Origin of the sequence: Streptomyces sp. NBC_00440 (assembly GCF_036014215.1) — a bacterium.
GTDB lineage: Bacteria > Actinomycetota > Actinomycetes > Streptomycetales > Streptomycetaceae > Streptomyces.
On record NZ_CP107921.1, the window covers coordinates 2652612 to 2668777 of the forward strand.

A 16166-nucleotide genomic window follows, 5' to 3' on the forward strand; every position below is an offset into this window, starting at 1 on the left:
ATTGTGTTCACCGAGCCCCGCCCTCCTGCTTTAACAATACAGGTTGATCGTGTGACAGCAATACAGATTTTTTTCCCGCCCGCAAAGCGCAAAATGGTTGTAGTAAATGAAGTAAAGAGATGGCAAAAGAACGCAGCGAGCCCCCCACGCTGCCGCGTGAAGGGCTCAATCGTGTCCGCTTTGGGACGAAATGAAATAGTTAACTCGGGGCGATCTCCGGCTCGACAGGAGCAAGGGGAAGCGAGATGGCCTCCAGGTGAGGCCCCTTGGGCATCTCCCTACCCTCGGGCCAGCGGATGACGCGCCGGCCGTCTGACGGCTCCCTGGGCAGGAACACCCAAGGATTGTCTTTGCTCCAATCAATCGACAGCACAAGGTTGTTCCGCTCAAGGTGCGCCAGGAAAGCCGCCGCCCTCTGGAACTGCCTCTGCGTCAACGCTTGGTCTCCGAGGCGCCAGCGTATATACGTGGAGAGATCTCGGGCGCGGTTGAATCGAGTGAACTTCCCCCGATCGAACTCTTCACGCGGCCAAGCAGCTTCAAGGATGGCGGCAGCGATATTGCTGTACGGCTTACGCTCAATTCCTATTGCCGTATACCGGGCGTTAACCGCCTGAACAGAGCAGCCATAAGCCTGGGCAATTTCTTTATCAGACAAACCTTCGCGGTAAAAGCGCCTCAAGGTGTCATTGTCAGGCAGTTTGCTCATGTCGGGAGGCCCCTCCTCTCTCGGTTACCTCAAGGTACAGAGCTGCTGTCACGAAATCAAGTTACTTCAGTGGATGAAGCTGCCAGCACTTGACCCTGTGACGCTGTGACCTGGGTCTCACTTAAAGTGACCGCGTCCCAGACCGACGGCTTTGACACCGACATCCTTAGTGAGAGAGCAAGCGGAAACGAGCTAGCGAACGACCTGGTTGGAGCGATTTGTGAAGGATTAGTGAGTATCTAAGCGATTTCTTAACCAAGTGGCCACCTGCGTACAACCAACTGAGGAACTGTCAGATTCTGTCGTTTCTAGACAAGCGTAAGTGTCAACTACAAAGCGAGACTTCCCTGTTGATCTGTCGGTTGAGCTCAGGCCCCCGGCCAGGCTCCTGACCAGGCATCCAGGGACATGGCCCCGGCCGCCAGACCAGCATCCGGCCGGGGCCTCAGACCTAGTACCGCCAGTGCGGGCATAAGCGAAGGGAGGGGGCATGCCCAGGGCAAGGAGCATCTGTTTGCGCCAAGGGTGTCTCACTCCAACCGTCCGAGACGGCCGCTGCGGCGACCATCAGACCCGGAAAGGCTGGAATAGAACATCTATTCGAAATGCCTCCAGGCCGAGAGATTGGCACCGGCGGCGCTCTCGCGTGCTTGTACGAGATCGCTTCACGTGCCAGCAGTGTGGTTCCCATAAGGATCTGGAGGTGGACCACATTGTTCCGGTAGCCCGTGGTGGTTCCTGGGAACCGGACAACCTCTGGGTCCTCTGCAAACCGTGCCACAAGCGCAAGACATACAGCGAAGGCACATAAAGCGCCCTCTGGGCAGCGGTCCTCATGAGGCCGCATCGGGTTGGTAGCTCAACTGGGAGAGCAACGGTCTCCAAAGCCGTGCGTTGCAGGTTCAAGTCCTGCCCATCCCGCCATACGGGTAGCTCCCGTAGACGCCGAAACTCCCCCTGATCAGGGGATGGAAGCGTGGTGCCTGTCGTCTAGCGGCATAGGACTCCTCCCCTTCCGGGCGGCGACGCCGGTTCGAATCCGGTCAGGCACACAAGGGGAATGGTGAGGGCCGGTGGGTACCGGCAGCGTTCAACGTGGTTGGCCACCAGGGGTTCGAGTCCCCCACCTGCACCCGGCCAAGGTCCATAGCTCAGTTGGCAGAGCAGCGGGTTCTTAACCCACGTGTCCAGGGTTCGAGTCCCTGTGGACCTACCCCCCTTGCCGCCCGTCCTCAAGGACCGGGCGGCTTCTTCATTCCTTACTACTCATCCACCTCGGAGGTGCCCTCATGTCCGCGTGTAACGGTCGCTGTCTCGACTGTCCCTATGACGTCTGCGGGCCTGAGGCACCGCGGCGCCGGCCGAGCAAGGCCGCAGAACGGTCGTGGAGGCAGGCCGCCCTCTTCGAGCTTGAGGACCTGGGCGACCTCTACGGCGTCGATCCCGAGGCAGTGAAGCTGTGACCAGAGGACCGAAGCCGAAGGACAACGCGGTCCGGCGCAACAAACACGAGCACGCCCAGACCCTCAGCAGCTCGACCACCGAAGGCCGAGCCCTGCCGCCCGGTCTGGGGATCAAGACGGCTGGTGCCCGCCGCTTCTGGCGAACCTGGGCGACTTCACCGCAGGCGGCTGCGTGGGCTGAGACCGACTGGGCTGAGCTGGAGATCACGGTGAAGATCGTGGACGCCTTCTACCAGGGCGACGTGAAGCTGGCAGGTGAGATCCGCCAACGCGTAGCCAAGTGGGGCGCGACCACGGAGGACAGAGCGAGATTGCGCATGTCCCTTGAGGCCCCCGAGGACCAAGGCGACGAGCCCGACTCCACCGAACCCACCACATCCGACCTGGACGAAGAGCTGTTCCGACTCCTGAGTGACTGAATAGAGGTGACCGCGCTTGCAGACAGGCAACCTGCCTGAAGGCGTTCCCTCCCCCAAGGAGACGCTGGGGTACGAGGTCATCCGCTGGTGCAGCAAGTACATCGTCCAGCCTGACGGCGAACGTGCGGGGGAACCCTGGCGCTTCAGCAAGGAGCAGCTGAGGTTTGTCCTTTGGCTCTACGCAATCAACCCTGACGGGACCTGGCGCTACAGTGCTGCCACCCTGCGCAGGGCTAAGGGGTGGGGCAAGACGCCTCTGTTGGCGACCCTTGCCATCGTTGAGTTCATCGGCCCTTGCCGCTTCTCCCACTTCAACGCCTTCGGGATACCGGTGGCGAAGGCGGTCGCTCTGCCCACTGTGCAGGTCGGCGCCACGGCGTACGAGCAGACCGAACAGACCATGGAGTTCATCCGGGGCTGTCTGTCCGAGTCCCCCGCCGAGAAGGAATACAGCCTCGACATCGGCAAGGCCGTCATCCAGTTCAAGAGCGGCAAGCCCGGCTCGATCAGGCCGAAGGCGACCGCCGGCCGGACGAACGAGGGGAATCGCCCGACCTTTGTCTGGGCCCCGGTGGGTTAAGTCCTGCCGGGGTCCAGGCGATGTGTGATTCGTACTCATGGACGAGGTCCACCACTGGGTGGGCAGCAACGGGGGCCCGGAGTTCTACCAGACCCTCAAGCGCAACGTCGAGAAGTTGGCTGCGTCAGGCTCTCGCTGGGTCACCACAACCAATGCGTACAACCCCAACGAAGACAGCGTCGCTCAGCTCATCCACGAGAGCGACATGATCAGCCAAGGCTTCTGGCTGTACGACTGCATCGAGGGCTCCATCGAGCCCGACGAGATGCGAGACGAAACCAAGGTCCGCCAGGCCCTCATCGAGGCGTACGGCGACGCTACATGGGCCGACATTGACGGCCTGACTCGCACGATCCTCTACGACCGCACTACTCCTGACTCCACCTACCTGCGCTTCTTCTGCAACCGCATCGCAGAGTCTTCGGACGGGTGGATGTCCAAGACCGAGTGGGACGCCCGCGAGGACGACCAGGACCCCATCAAGCCCGGCGATCAGATAGCAATTGGATTTGATGGAAGTATCCGCGGAGATGCAACAGGGATCTGCGGAGTCCGCCTGCGAGACGCCAAGCTGTTTGTCATCGGTGTCTGGGAACGCCCAGAACATGCCCCTGATGACTGGGAAGTCGATGTCCTGTCAGTAGAGGCTGCTGTGCACAGAGCCTTCGAGACATACCGAGTCGCGTGGATGTACGCGGACCCGCCTTACTGGCAGGAAGCCATTGGCCGCTGGTCCATCACGCATGGCGACGACACCGTATTCGAGTTCTGGACCAACAAGCCCACTCGGATGGTTCAGGCCATTGAGCGCTTCCGTACCGCCGTAATGGTGGGCGATCTCAAGCACGACGGGGACGTCCGCCTTACTCGGCATGTCCTCAACGCAGTTACCAGGGAAGTCCCTCAGGGCCTTCTCATCCAAAAAGACTCCCCCCGATCCAAAAGGAAGATCGACCTAGCTGTGTGCGCCGTGATCGCCATGGAGGCCAGAGCAGATGCCATCGCCGACGGACGAATGAAACTGAGAAGGTCACGTGTCGTGGGCTTCTAGAAAGAGGCCCACCTATGATCGTCCCCCCTGGAAGCCACACCGCATTCATAGGTAAGCCGGAATCCCCTGACCAGTGGCTCATGTACTTGTACGGAAAAGTTCCGGGCCCACTTCACGAATCCCACCTCTACTCGAAGTACTACGAGGGCGAGCAACAGAAGCTCGCGTTCTCACAGATGAAGTACAAGGCGGCCTTCGCCTCCGTCTTCGGTGAGTGGCGAGACAACTTCTGCGGCACCATCGTGGACTCCACGAACGAGCGGCTGCACGTTGATTCCTTCCGGATCTCCGGAGAGGACGACGGCAAGGAGGCACGCGAGTTCTGGCAACGGTCCAGCATGGACGCCTACTCGTCCTCGGTTCACCTTGAGTCCCTAATCACGGGTACCGCCTACGTTGTTGTCTGGGCGGACGCCCAGGGCGAGCCGACCATCACCCCGGTCCCTGGCGCCCGTATGGCTGTCTCATACAAGGCCGGCTCCCTGTGGGAACTGGAGGCCGCGGCGCGCTTCGAGATGGACTCCTGGGGCCGACAGCAGATCACGCTCTGGACCGAGAGCTATGTATACGAGGTCGCCTACGGAACCACCGAGTGGGACCAGGGCGTCACCAAGCCCAACCCGCTCGGTGCCGTCCCCGTAGTGCCCTTCGAGAACCGCTCTCGACTCGGCATGGATCCGGTCTCGGAGCTGGTCAACTGCATCCCCATTCAGGATGCGATCAACAAGACGACCATGGATGCGCTGACGGCGTCTGAGTTTGCGGCCTTCCCTCAGCGCTTCGTCACCGGCCTGGAGATCCAGGAAGACGCCAACGGCAACCCTGTCGAGCCGTACAACGTCGGCCAGGACAAGCTTCTTCAGGCTGAGGACCCAGCTGCCAAGTTCGGCTCCTTCGCTGCCGCTGACCTCTCGAATTACGTGACCCTGGTGGACATGCTGGTCCAGCACCTCGCCACTGTTGCGAGGGTTCCCAGCCATTACTTCCTGGTCAACACGACCAACGCCCCTTCTGGCGAGGCGATCATCTCGGCGGAAGCCGGTCTCGTCGCCAAGGTGCGGGAGCGGATGCTCCACTTCGGTGAAGCATGGGAGCGAGTCATTCGACTTTGCTTCGCTGTCAAGAATGACAAGCGCAAGGACGCGTTCGAAATGGAGACGCGTTGGCAGGACCCCGAATACCGCACAGAAGCCCAGCACGTTGATGCCCTGCTCAAGCTGAAGCAGCTTGATGTGCCTTTGGAATTTCTCTGGTTCGAGGCCGGGTTCTCCGCCGCTCAGGTTGCCGACTTCCGCGAAATGCGGAAGCAGGACGCCAAGGCTCAGGCCGAGATACAGAAGCTCATGCCTCAGCCTCAGGGACAGCCCCAAGGGCAGCAACCCCATGCCAACAAGCCTCCGCAAGGGAACTCCGGCAACGCAAACCGGAAGCTCCACGAGGCTAAGCCCTGACCCGCCGAAATGGTGAGTCCCTTCCGAAATGGAATCACGTATGACTACTCAGGACGACACCGCCGGACAGCTGGGCAACGAGGGAAACCCTCCGCCCCCTCCGGCTGGCCCGACGCTGGAAGAGGTTGCTGCCGACCGCGACCGTTGGAAGGCCCTCTCCCGACAGAACGAGACCAACTACAACTCGTCCCGCACCGAGCTCCATCAGCTCCAGGCCGACCAGCAGACCGCTATCGAGGCCGCGCGTACCGAGGGCCGGACGTCCGCTCTGGGCGAGGTATCCACGGAGCTGGTGACTGCGGAACTGCGGATCCAGGCCGCGGGTGCCGGTGCTGACCTCCCCGACCTCTCGTTCCTCGACCTCAACCGGTTCACGGGCGACGACTCTCGCCCAGACGGGGAGGCCGTCAAGTCGTTCATCGAGTCCCTGCCCAAGCAGGGAAATTCCGGAGCGGGCTTCCCACACATTGCAGGCGCCGGCCACAACCGGGGCGGCAACAGCGAGTTCACCAGCATCAATCCCAACGATCTGGCGGACTACATCGCGGGCGGGGCTTTCCTCTAAGCCTGCCCCCCTTTCCCTTCATTCAGCCCTCCGCCTGGGGGGCTTTTTTCATGCCCTCATGGAGGCTTAATGGCTACTCAGCATCACTTCAATCTCGATCCGGTCCAGGTCACGATCGCGGCTCTCGGAATCCTTGACCGTCAGCTGACCCTCGGGGGCATCCCGGCCCGATACTCGGAGCTGAATTTCACCGGTGGGATCGGTGACGTGATCAACGTGAACCGCGAGTCCCGCGGCATCCCGGTCCAGGAGTCGGGCATCTCTGCGCCGATCAAGAACCCGATCACCGGAGACAACAACATCTTCGCTGCGGCGACCGACCGGCCGCTCCCGGCAGCGGACCGACGAGCCCCGAACGGCTTCGTCACCGAGACCCGGTTCCCGGTCCAGCTCACCACCCTCGCGCAGAACGCTACTGCCATCGGCATGGAGCAGGTCGCCTTCGATCTCAAGCAGTTCGGCTCTCAGGTCCTCTCCAAGCTCACCAGGGGGTTCGCCGAGTACTTCGATGACACGGTTGCCGCGTTCATCAAGGCGAACATCTCCCGCTCGGGCCTGACTGCTGCGCAGACCAAGGCTGTTGGTGGTGACGTCACCGTCTCCATCCCGCAGGCTGACGGTACCGGCACCAACATGACCCAGCGCGCCCTTGCCATCCGTGCGGCCCTGGTGGACGCCCGCATGAACATGAACCTGGCCCTGGTCCCCACCTCTGAGCGGTATCTCATTGCCGGCCCCGAGGTCGAGGCGATCCTTCTGAAAGACCCCGAATTCGTCGCGGTGGACTACTCCGGTGACACCAACGCGCTTCGCCGGGCGACTGTTGGTCGAATCTATGGTTTCGACATCGTCATTCACAACGCATTCGGCCTGGAGATGTACCTCTTCCATAAGTCGGCGATGCTCATTGCTTCTGCCTGCCCGTCTCTTCCGATGGGCGCCGTCACCGGCTCCATTCAGAATGTAAACGGCATCGCTACCCGGATGCTGGTCGACTACGACTACAACCAGAAGCACGACACGATTGGCCTCGACACCATGTATGGCCTGGCAACTATCAAGGAAGATCCGGCCTATAGCGTCCGAGGCACCGTCATCGGCGAGAAGTTCGTTCGTGGTCTCAAGATTTCGATCACGGAGACTGCGCCCCCGGCTGGCTGATCTCCCCAACTACTACGGGAGGTTGAATGCCAATAGCAACCACTGACGATGTGCTTGCCCGCCTCGGGCGGCCCTTCTCAGATGATGCAGAGGCCACCAAGACGGCGGCCTTCATCGAAGACGCTACTGCCCTTGTGTGCGATTACTGCGGGACAGATTTCCAGCAGCCGACATGGGAAGCAGTGCCTGGCGCAGTGAAGGCCGCTGTCTGTTCCGAGGTGATCCGATGGCTCTCCGTCTCTCCTGGCACGGTCATGGAGAAGACCGGCGACCTGCAAGTGGAGTACGCGCAGACCGCGTACAACTCGGGTCTGTCGGAGGCCGCAAAGTCGATGCTGACCAAGTACAGGAAGCGCATGGGGTCGATCTCCTTGACACGAGACTGGCAGGAGAAACCCCTTGGCACTCTTTAACGACATCATCGAGGTCCGCCGGGCCCCCCTGGTAGAGGACGCCTACGGCCATCACCGCGACTGGGACACGTACACGGTTGTCTGGTCCGGGCTCGGTGCCGGCGTCCCCTACCTGCGTACGCACAAGGCGGAGACTCCCGTCCGAGAGACCACCACAAACAAGGCGACGATCTACCTTCCCGGAAACTTGGAGGTGGACTCGTCCGACCAAATTCTGTTTCAGTCGAAGCTCTGGACGCCTGAAGGCGAGCCATGGAAGTGGAAGTTGGGCTCTCGCCAATACACCATGATCGACGTCCGGGGGGTGACTAAGTGATGGCCACTCCGAAGCGCGGCAAGCAGCACACCCGATACGGGACAGCAGACTTCACGTTCGAGACTGATATGGGCTTTGAGACCAAGCTTTTGAAGTCCGGAGAGGTCAGAGCTCTGGTCGTCGCCAAGACGGGTGAGATGGCGGGCGACATGATCAAGGCCGCCCCCCGCGGCCCGCACGTGACGACTGACGCCTACTCGATCAAGAAGAACATTCACCCCTATGTCGAACGTGTTGGGGATGAGTGGGTCGGATACGTCGTCGTCGAGGAGAACGAGCGCGCGAGGCACGCAATGCTCCAGGAACGTGGTTACCGCGACCTTGCAGGGCGCCGGCACGCAGGTCGCTTCTACTTGCGAGCCGTACTCCTGAGTGAGCGGGTTGAATGAGATCAGACCCGCTGCCTCTGCTGATTAGCTACCTCAGGTCGCTCCCGGAGATTCCCACAGGGGCGGTGACTGGCACCCTCGTGGGCCGGTCCGTGGGAGAGACGACCATCTACCTCATGCAGTCCGGGGGCTACCGCATCAAGCGGGACCGGGCCGACCGCATGTACGTCGTCTACGACGTGTACGGCGAGAGCCCGGCTGAGGCCGGAGAGCTGGCCTACACCGTCCGTGAAGTCCTACTTGAGCAGCTTCCCGGTCAGAGCCTCAACGGGGCCCTGGTGCTCGATGTCCACGAAGAGGACGCCCCCAGCTGGCACCCGGACATGCAGTCACTTGAGCCCGCTTACTCGGGCGAGGTCTCTGTGTACCTCGTAGCTGACGACTAACCCCCCGCAACTCCACAGCCTGAGCGGTCCCTTTGGGGCCGCCTTTTTGTTTCCCCAAAGGAGCCAGATGGCCAATAACGATGCCTCGAAGATCCGCTTCGCGCCGAATGGCGCTCTTTACATCGCACCTGCTGTCGGCGCGACGCTGCCCACTGTGGTGGGTGACGGCAAGACTCCCCCGGTTGGCTACAAGTCACTCGGCTATCTGTCAGACGCGGGGTGTGTAATCACCCCCACGGTGACCGCTGACCCGGTGAACGCCTGGCAGTCGGCCGTTCCGGTCCTCTTCAACGTGTCAGCTGCGACGTTCACCGTGGCAGCGACCTTCATAGAGACCAACATCAACACCACTGAGCTGTTCTGGGGCGCCTCATGGGTTGCCGTCACACCTGAGGGTGGTGGCACTGCCGACACCTGGCGCCTGGACCTGTCCAGCACCCCGGACCTTCAGGAGATTTCCCTCGTCGTGGACTGGGGCCAGGGCGCCGCGCTCAACCGAGTCGTCGTCCCGCGGTCGATGATCCAGGACCGAGGCGCAATCACCCTCGTCCGCAACGCTGCCCAGGAGTACCAGCTCACCATTGACGCCCTCGACTCCGATGGCGTCCTCGGCTACGTCCTGACGAACCAGAACATGGCGCCTGCCGCGCCGTGAGCCAAGGGAATTAATTCACGCCCCCTTGCCGGGGAGGGCTCATAGTCCCCGGTCTCTCCCACCCCCGGTTCAAGCCCCTCGTGGGCATCTGTTGCTACCCCCATCTTTGGAGTCCCCATGACTGCTGCCAAGAAGACTGCCTCGAAGAAGACTGCCGCGCCGGCCGATGAGGTCAGCGTCGAGGTCGAGCTTCCCGACGCTGGCGCCGAACTGGGTGCCGCGGAGGCTGAGGCGAAGGGTGCCGGCGTCACCGTCGAGCACAACGGCAAGGTCTATGTCCTTCCGTCCCCTCTGGACTACCCGGTTGACGTTGTCTTCGCAGACAACGACTTCGAGGCCGTCCGCATCGTCCTGGGCGAGGACCAGTGGCAGGAGTACCGGAAGTCCAAGCCGACCATCCGTGACTTCCAGGAGTTCAACACAAAGATCAACGAGGCTTCGGGAAACTGAGTAGAGCTGTCTACGTCATCCAGAAGTTTCCCGGAGAGCTGGAAGCGGACTTGCTTCAGTTCTTCGGGGTTGACTTTCTGGACCTGTGGCGTGGACAGCTCTCCCTCCGACGAATCAACATCCTGATCGGATCACTGCTAAATCAGCCGGGGCGTTCGTCCCTGGCAGCGGTCATTGATGAATCCGCCGAGTGGTCGAACTCAGACCACCTGCTTGCTCGGGTCTCTGACGCCCTTGAGCTTTCCAACTGGCTCTTCTACCAGGCCAACTCAGGCGAGGAAGGGGAGGGCGTTCCCGCTCCCACTCCCATGCTCCGGCCTGGCGAAGAGGACGAAGTCCTTGTACCTGAAGCGCCGGCCTATGCCTCAACGGACGAGGTGGTGAATTTCTTCAGTCGAATGAACAACCTCTAAGGGGGGCCGATGCCCGAAGCTGGAAGCATCAAGGTCGGAAACGCCTGGATCAAGATCACTCCCGAGCTGGACCATTCTCAGCTGAAGGCACAGCTTGACCGCGCCGAAAAGGAAATCGCCGCGTTCAGCGGGAAGTCGGAAACGCTTGCACGGCAGAGCGCGAATCTTCGGGCCAAGCTCGAAGAGTACGTAACCGCACGCTACGGCGAAGAGGCCGCCAAACGTGTGAAGCTGGAACAGGCCGCCGCCGCAAAGCGGGGCGAGTACAACAAGACCGAGACGGCCGGCCTCCTGAAGGCGTTCACGGCGGTCACGGAGGCGAGCGCTAAGGCTGAGCAGGCGAGGACCGCAGCCAAGGAGAGGGCGTCTCGTCAGCGCGAGCGGATTTCCCTCAACGCCCGGAACCTTGAAGTGCGTTACGGCAGTGAGGTGGCCACCGCGTACCGCAAGGACGTGGAAGCCATGATGAAGGAGAACAAGGGGCTTTCCCTTGTTCGCATCAACGAGGCCAAGCAGTGGTCCGCAGCAGAGATCACCGAACAGCGCAGCGTTGCTGCGGAAAACCTGCGGCAGACCGAGGCTCGTAAGGCCCAGGTCAAGACTCTGTCGGCTCTCGTCATCCGCCAGGCCCAGCTCGAAGCTACCGAGGCAGTCAAGGGCGCTCGTACGGCGCAGGCTGCCTATACGTCTGCGTACGCCACCCGCAGGACTCAGATCCTCTCGGAGATGAACAACCTCAAGGCCGCGAGCATTGCAGCGGCCCAGGGACAAGTTGCGGCGGCTCAAGCCGCCAAGAGGGCGGCTCAGCAGACGGTCAAGGCGAACGACGCAAGCGTCAGGTCTCTCCAGGACAACGCCAACAAGGTGGGAAAGTCCTGGACTAAGGCCACGTACAGCATGGGTCAGAAGATCAACTCTGTCGGCTCATCTGTGAGCGAGTTCGGCCGGAACGTCACCCGAAACATGGTTACGCCCCTGGCCGCAGCGGCTGCCGCCATGTCGTACCTCGGTGTCAAAGCCGCCGACTCAATCATGCAGTCCCAGAGTGCCCTTGAGAAGATGGGCGTTACCTCTAAGGACGCCTCCAAGCAGATCAATGTTCTCAAGGACTACGGAACTCAGACACCGTACGCAGTGGAGGACATGTTCCAGTACGGCACGCTGTACACGCGTGCCGCACAGTCTCATGGACTCAGTTCCAAGAAGTCGACTAAGCGTGCCACCGATCTTGTCATGTCGATTGGTGACCTAGCGGCTTACTCCGGAATCACCGACCCCGAGATGGTAAAGCGTGCATACCAGGCCGTTGCCACCATCCAGGAGGCTGACCGTTCGAGCCTACGTAACGTGAAGTCGCTCGCTCAGAATGCCGGTCTGACCGTTCAAGAACTCGCTAACCTTCTCGGCTTCAAGGACAGGGGCCTCACCAAAGACGAAATCGCCAAGACAGAGAAGATGAAGAAGGAGAAGGGCGCTAACTGGAAGTCGCCCACGAAGTCCACTGCCGCCTCTCAGATGATGGCGTGGATGCAGGATGCTATGAACACGGGCGGCGTCCCCGGTGAAAGCATCGTGGAAGCCATCCTTGGCAAGGGCAAGAAGATCGGTACCGGCACGGACGACGCACCGGCCAAGCGCCTGGGTACAGCTACAGTCTCCGCCCGCATGGCGAACATGTGGGAGCAGGCCAAGTACGGCTTGAGCGACATGTTCATCCAGCAGAATCCCAAGACCGGTGAGTACGAGTACGCCCGCGCCGGCACGGCCCTCATGGGCAAGCGGACCGCCGTCTACAAGAAGGACAAGGGCGGGGACTACAAGCTCGACAAGCAAGGCAACAAGGTCGTTGACCACTACGAGTACAAGGGCGGACTCCTCAACACGCTGTCCGGTCTCGGCTCAGACCTGAAGGGGCCCTCCGGCAAGCTCATCGCTGAGCTGTTCAAGGACCTAACTGTCCTGGGCGGGTGGGTGAAGACGGCCGTGGGGGTTCTCAAGGACAACCCTGGGATCACTGACACGGTCATCAAGATCGGCAAGTTCGCCGCCATGGTCGGCGTCGCCTCGATCGCCCTCGGCGCTGTGATCAAGATGTTCGGCCTGCTGACCAAGGTCTTCTCACCGGTGGTCGGCTTGGCCCGAGGGCTCGGCAAGCTCGGGAAGGGCACATACAAGACCGTCTCCCAGGTGGTTAAGGCCGCTCGCGGATCCACTGAGGGCGACACCTTCAGGGAGCGGTACCAGAACGCCCGTACCGCGGCTAACGGCGGGGACAACCGAAGCCTGGGCCAGAGGGCCAGGGATCGCGTAACGGGCAACAACAGCCAGGTCGACGAGATCCAGGTTGACACTGACAAAGCCAAGCGGGCGATCAACGAGCTCGATACCGAGATCGAGGGCCTGCGCACCAAGATCAGGAACTTCCAGGGCGAGAACTTCAACGAGCTCGCTGACCACCTGTCCGGTGCGGATCACAGTGTCAGGTCCGCTGCGGAGAAGGCTGCCAAGGCTGTCCGTGAGGCTGACACTGCTACGAGCAACCTCAAGGGCCTCAAACTCCAGGCACTCGAAGGTCAGTTCAACCAGGTCACGGAGAAGACCAGCTCCCTCAGAAGCCAGGTCAAGAAGGCTGAATCCAGCGTCTCGGGCCTTAACGGCAAGGGGCTCGGGCACCTGGGCGCCGAGCTGTCCGAAACCAAGGGCAAGTCCAAGACACTGGACTCCGGCCTCAAGGCAGCAGCCAAGCAGGCCGGGAATCTCAACGACCGGTCGTTGAGCAAGCTCAAGGGACAGCTCAACCACGTCAAGGACGCTGCGGACGACGCACGCGGCAAGGTCGGCTCCGGCAAGTCCACCCTGGTCGGCCGAATAGGTCAGCTCAATGAGATGAGCACGGGTTCGGTCGTCAAGCAGCTCAAGAACCTGAAGGATGCACTGGACGATGCTTCGGGTAAGGCCAAGACGCTGAACTCGCGGCTGAACGACATCTCGAACCACTCGCCCGGCAGCGGCAGCGGCGGCAGCTCGAAGAAGAAAAAGAAGGCTCTCGGTGGTGTCCTTCCTGGCTACACGCCCGGTCGGGACGTCCATGTCTTCTCCAGCCCTACGGCCGGCGAGCTCCACCTCTCCGGAGGTGAGTCGGTCATGCGGCCTGAGTGGACAGCCGCGATGGGAGCCAATGAGGTAACCCGGCTCAACTACATCGCGCGCACTCAGGGCACTGGTGGTGTTCGCCAGGCTATGAAGTTCGCCGGAGGCGGGGTTCTCGGCAAGCTGGGCCTCGACCAGCTTGTTGACGCTTCGAAGACCTTCAACGTCGCCAGTGACGCCCGCGGGGCACTCGCCGCCATGACGATGGACAGCTCGTCCCGTGCCATCGGTGGAGATGTGCAGAAGGGGGTAGTAGGCGCCGGTACGGATGGCTCGCATTTCATCGGGTCGGACTTCGGCGAGAAGTTCAAGGGAATGTACGACTTCATGACACGGGATTCCTGGGACATCCTGAAGAAGCTCCCCATTCCTGACGGCTATTCCCAGCTCCTCGGAATGATTGGCGGCGTAATGTCACCCATCACCGGTCAGTACTTCTGGGATGACGTCTGGAAGGGTAAGGGAAATATCCTCGAACGAGGTTCTGACTACGTCAGCGACCTCTTCTCACCGAAGACTCTGAAGTCGGTTGTTTCAAACCTCTTCGGCGGCGTCTGGGACACGCTCAAGGGCCTGTGGCATGGCGCGACTGGCCTCCTGACTGACCCGGTCGGATTTGTCTCTGACGGGGTAAACGGTATCTGGGAACTCACAAAGTCCGAGTTCAACGGCGTAGTTGACATGGTGCAGTCTCTCCGAGAGGTCTGGGACTCGCCGCTGGACTACGCCTCCCAGGTGGCCAAGGACACCTACTCGACAGCGAAGGAGAATCTTCCCAACCTTGATGGCCTGTTCGACTTCAGCGGCAACGGTCTCTCGTCCAAGAAGCCGGATATCAAGGGCCTGGTAGAGAAGCAGGTCAGTGTTCCCGGCGTAGGCAATTCCGTGTCCCGCTGGACACCTCAGGTTCGGACCGCACTGGCACAGCTCGGCCTGCCTGCTTCCGACTTGGCATTGGTGCTACAGCGCATCAAGGTCGAGTCCGGTGGTAACCCGACGGCGATCAACAACTGGGACTCGAACGCGAAATCAGGTTACCCGTCCCAGGGCCTCATGCAGACGATCCCTCAGACTTTCGCGGCGTACGCCGGACCGTACAAGTCACGGGGCATAACTGATGCAATGGCGTCTATCTACGCCGGGCTCAACTACGCCGTTCACCGCTACGGATCTGGATGGCGAAAGGCCCTTTCGGGTACCAAGGGCTATGCCACTGGTACCGACGGCGCCACTCAGGGTTGGGCGTGGGTCGGTGAAGAGGGCCCGGAACTGGTCAACTTCAGCGGCGGCGAAACCGTCCTGACGCACGGAGACAGCATGTTGGCTGCGGCCAGCGTGAAGCGGGGCTACGCCTCGGGCACATCGAGCACCAGGACCACGGGCCTCGCGGCGGATGCCGAGAAGGGTGTTTCGACGCTCAACACCGCGGTGAACAAGCTGTACCAGATCATCACCAAGGCGTTCACCTCAAACCGCATTGGCTCTGGGACCGCGAACAGTCTGAACAAGTGGCTGGACAAGCAGAACAAGTCACTTCAGAAGCTCGTGGCTGACCGCACTACTCTCGCGACCAAGCTCAAGGCCGCTAATACCAAGCTGGCAGATATCAAGGCCCAAGAGAGCGAAATGGCCACGTCCATCACGGACCAGGCCACACAGCAACGCTCCCTCACCTCCATCTTCAACACCGATGGAGTGTCTGTCACCTCGGCTATCTCCGGCCTCAAGGAACGCCTGGCTGCGATCAAGTCCTTCCAGACGAACATAGCCAAACTGAGCACGGCCGGGTTCTCGAAGGACATCATCGCGGAAATCGCCAACGCCGGCCCCGAGCAAGGCGGCGCCATGGCAAAGGAGTTGCTGAACGCCACCAAGTCTCAGGTCAAGGAGTTCAACGAAAATTATGCAGCGATCGGCACCGCTTCGTCGTCCCTCGGAAAGTCCGTGGCCAGCACCTACTACGCCACCGGGAAGAAGGCCGCTCAAGCTCTCGTTGATGGCCTGACAGCCGACGACAAGAAGCTCAAAAAGGGCATCGAGAAGTTGGCTTCCATAATCGAGAAGACGCTCAAGAGCAAGCTGAAGATCAGCTCCAAGACGCCGGTTGATTCCTCCTTGGCGAGTCTCCTGACCTGGCTTACCGGCCAGGGCCAGGCGGTCAAGGGCGGAGGAAGCACCTCGAAGAAGAAGACGACTAAGACCACCACATCCTATTCGACGGATTCTAAGGGGCGAAAGGTCACGACGGTCACCACGACCACGACTGACCCAGCTAAGGGAACTACCACCGCGGTCACTAAGCGGACCGTCGGCGGTAAGACCACCACCTCTACTCGTACGAGCAAGATCAAGGGCTACGCGACCGGTACAAGGTCCGCCGCTACCGGTATCGCGCTCGTTGGCGAAAAGGGCCCAGAGCTGATCAATTTCAAGGGTGGAGAACGCGTCTACAACGACCAGGAAACAGCCGCCATGATGGGACCCCGATACGAGATACACATCCACGAGGCCAAGTCCGAGGACACTACTCAGTCCGTCCTCAGGGCGTTGAAGTACGCGGAAACCATGGCTGCCCTCTGACGCTAGGAGCGCTAA

Annotated in this window: 17 protein-coding genes and 3 tRNA genes; 19 read left to right on the forward strand and 1 reads right to left on the reverse strand. The window is 61.1% G+C overall.

What is annotated here, in order from left to right:
* Positions 1-199 precede the first annotated feature (199 nt).
* Positions 200-709 carry a hypothetical protein gene (locus tag OHB13_RS11775; RefSeq protein ID WP_328377030.1) on the reverse strand — a complete coding sequence of 170 codons (510 nt, stop codon included), beginning with the start codon at positions 707-709 and terminating at the stop codon, positions 200-202.
* 490 nt (positions 710-1199) lie between these two features.
* On the opposite strand from OHB13_RS11775, the gene OHB13_RS38745 reads away from it, so the two are divergent.
* The 19 genes from OHB13_RS38745 to OHB13_RS11865 all read left to right on the forward strand — a co-directional run bounded on the left by OHB13_RS38745 (position 1200) and on the right by OHB13_RS11865 (position 16151).
* Positions 1200-1520 (forward strand): HNH endonuclease, encoded by a 321-nt coding sequence (locus OHB13_RS38745; RefSeq protein WP_443062943.1) that lies wholly within the window; start codon positions 1200-1202, stop codon positions 1518-1520.
* Between the two features lie 37 nt (positions 1521-1557).
* Positions 1558-1633, forward strand: a tRNA-Trp gene (locus tag OHB13_RS11780).
* A gap of 55 nt (positions 1634-1688) precedes the next feature.
* A tRNA-Gly gene (locus OHB13_RS11785) sits at positions 1689-1761 on the forward strand.
* Positions 1762-1849: 88 nt separating this feature from the next.
* A tRNA-Lys gene (locus tag OHB13_RS11790) sits at positions 1850-1922 on the forward strand.
* Between the two features lie 76 nt (positions 1923-1998).
* A complete protein-coding gene (locus OHB13_RS11795; protein ID WP_328377031.1) occupies positions 1999-2172 on the forward strand; it encodes a hypothetical protein in 174 nt (57 codons plus the stop codon).
* Positions 2169-2591: a phage terminase small subunit gene (locus OHB13_RS11800; RefSeq protein ID WP_328377032.1), complete on the forward strand. Its 423-nt coding sequence runs from the start codon at positions 2169-2171 to the stop codon at positions 2589-2591. Before OHB13_RS11795 ends, OHB13_RS11800 begins: the two co-directional genes overlap by 4 nt.
* Positions 2592-2607: 16 nt before the next feature.
* A complete protein-coding gene (locus OHB13_RS11805) occupies positions 2608-3171 on the forward strand; it encodes a hypothetical protein (RefSeq protein WP_328377033.1) in 564 nt (187 codons plus the stop codon).
* A gap of 37 nt (positions 3172-3208) precedes the next feature.
* Positions 3209-4222: a terminase TerL endonuclease subunit gene (locus OHB13_RS11810; RefSeq protein WP_328377034.1), complete on the forward strand. Its 1014-nt coding sequence runs from the start codon at positions 3209-3211 to the stop codon at positions 4220-4222.
* A gap of 14 nt (positions 4223-4236) precedes the next feature.
* Complete coding sequence (locus OHB13_RS11815; RefSeq protein ID WP_328377035.1) at positions 4237-5673, forward strand: phage portal protein; 1437 nt, start codon at positions 4237-4239, stop codon at positions 5671-5673.
* Between the two features lie 40 nt (positions 5674-5713).
* Complete coding sequence (locus OHB13_RS11820) at positions 5714-6238, forward strand: hypothetical protein (RefSeq protein ID WP_328377036.1); 525 nt, start codon at positions 5714-5716, stop codon at positions 6236-6238.
* 69 nt (positions 6239-6307) lie between these two features.
* The gene (locus OHB13_RS11825; RefSeq protein WP_328377037.1) at positions 6308-7399 is read left to right on the forward strand and encodes a hypothetical protein; all 1092 of its coding nucleotides are present in this window, start codon (positions 6308-6310) and stop codon (positions 7397-7399) included.
* Between the two features lie 26 nt (positions 7400-7425).
* Positions 7426-7812 (forward strand): hypothetical protein, encoded by a 387-nt coding sequence (locus OHB13_RS11830; RefSeq protein WP_328377038.1) that lies wholly within the window; start codon positions 7426-7428, stop codon positions 7810-7812.
* Positions 7799-8128: a hypothetical protein gene (locus OHB13_RS11835; RefSeq protein ID WP_328377039.1), complete on the forward strand. Its 330-nt coding sequence runs from the start codon at positions 7799-7801 to the stop codon at positions 8126-8128. The genes OHB13_RS11830 and OHB13_RS11835 overlap by 14 nt, the downstream gene beginning before the upstream one ends.
* Positions 8128-8517, forward strand: coding sequence for a hypothetical protein (locus OHB13_RS11840; protein ID WP_328377040.1), 390 nt, complete (start codon positions 8128-8130; stop codon positions 8515-8517). The genes OHB13_RS11835 and OHB13_RS11840 overlap by 1 nt, the downstream gene beginning before the upstream one ends.
* Positions 8518-8609: 92 nt before the next feature.
* Entirely contained in the window at positions 8610-8903 is a 294-nt protein-coding gene (locus OHB13_RS11845; RefSeq protein ID WP_328377041.1) for a hypothetical protein, read from the forward strand.
* Between the two features lie 67 nt (positions 8904-8970).
* The gene (locus tag OHB13_RS11850; RefSeq protein ID WP_328377042.1) at positions 8971-9558 is read left to right on the forward strand and encodes a phage tail tube protein; all 588 of its coding nucleotides are present in this window, start codon (positions 8971-8973) and stop codon (positions 9556-9558) included.
* 117 nt (positions 9559-9675) lie between these two features.
* Positions 9676-10008, forward strand: a complete 333-nt coding sequence (locus OHB13_RS11855; RefSeq protein WP_328377043.1) for a hypothetical protein — start codon at positions 9676-9678, stop codon at positions 10006-10008.
* Between the two features lie 50 nt (positions 10009-10058).
* Positions 10059-10421, forward strand: coding sequence for a hypothetical protein (locus tag OHB13_RS11860; RefSeq protein WP_328377044.1), 363 nt, complete (start codon positions 10059-10061; stop codon positions 10419-10421).
* 9 nt (positions 10422-10430) lie between these two features.
* The gene (locus OHB13_RS11865; protein WP_328377045.1) at positions 10431-16151 is read left to right on the forward strand and encodes a transglycosylase SLT domain-containing protein; all 5721 of its coding nucleotides are present in this window, start codon (positions 10431-10433) and stop codon (positions 16149-16151) included.
* The last annotated feature ends 15 nt before the right edge of the window (positions 16152-16166 follow it).

What these genes read in the sequence shown, in the direction of transcription:
- OHB13_RS11775 (WP_328377030.1), bottom strand. Translation starts at nt 709, where the DNA reads ATGAGCAAACTGCCTGACAATGACACCTTGAGGCGCTTTTACCGCGAA.
- OHB13_RS38745 (WP_443062943.1), top strand. Translation starts at nt 1,200, where the DNA reads ATGCCCAGGGCAAGGAGCATCTGTTTGCGCCAAGGGTGTCTCACTCCA.
- OHB13_RS11795 (WP_328377031.1), top strand. Translation starts at nt 1,999, where the DNA reads ATGTCCGCGTGTAACGGTCGCTGTCTCGACTGTCCCTATGACGTCTGC.
- OHB13_RS11810 (WP_328377034.1), top strand. Translation starts at nt 3,209, where the DNA reads ATGGACGAGGTCCACCACTGGGTGGGCAGCAACGGGGGCCCGGAGTTC.
- OHB13_RS11815 (WP_328377035.1), top strand. Translation starts at nt 4,237, where the DNA reads ATGATCGTCCCCCCTGGAAGCCACACCGCATTCATAGGTAAGCCGGAA.
- OHB13_RS11820 (WP_328377036.1), top strand. Translation starts at nt 5,714, where the DNA reads ATGACTACTCAGGACGACACCGCCGGACAGCTGGGCAACGAGGGAAAC.
- OHB13_RS11825 (WP_328377037.1), top strand. Translation starts at nt 6,308, where the DNA reads ATGGCTACTCAGCATCACTTCAATCTCGATCCGGTCCAGGTCACGATC.
- OHB13_RS11830 (WP_328377038.1), top strand. Translation starts at nt 7,426, where the DNA reads ATGCCAATAGCAACCACTGACGATGTGCTTGCCCGCCTCGGGCGGCCC.
- OHB13_RS11840 (WP_328377040.1), top strand. Translation starts at nt 8,128, where the DNA reads ATGGCCACTCCGAAGCGCGGCAAGCAGCACACCCGATACGGGACAGCA.
- OHB13_RS11850 (WP_328377042.1), top strand. Translation starts at nt 8,971, where the DNA reads ATGGCCAATAACGATGCCTCGAAGATCCGCTTCGCGCCGAATGGCGCT.
- OHB13_RS11855 (WP_328377043.1), top strand. Translation starts at nt 9,676, where the DNA reads ATGACTGCTGCCAAGAAGACTGCCTCGAAGAAGACTGCCGCGCCGGCC.
- OHB13_RS11865 (WP_328377045.1), top strand. Translation starts at nt 10,431, where the DNA reads ATGCCCGAAGCTGGAAGCATCAAGGTCGGAAACGCCTGGATCAAGATC.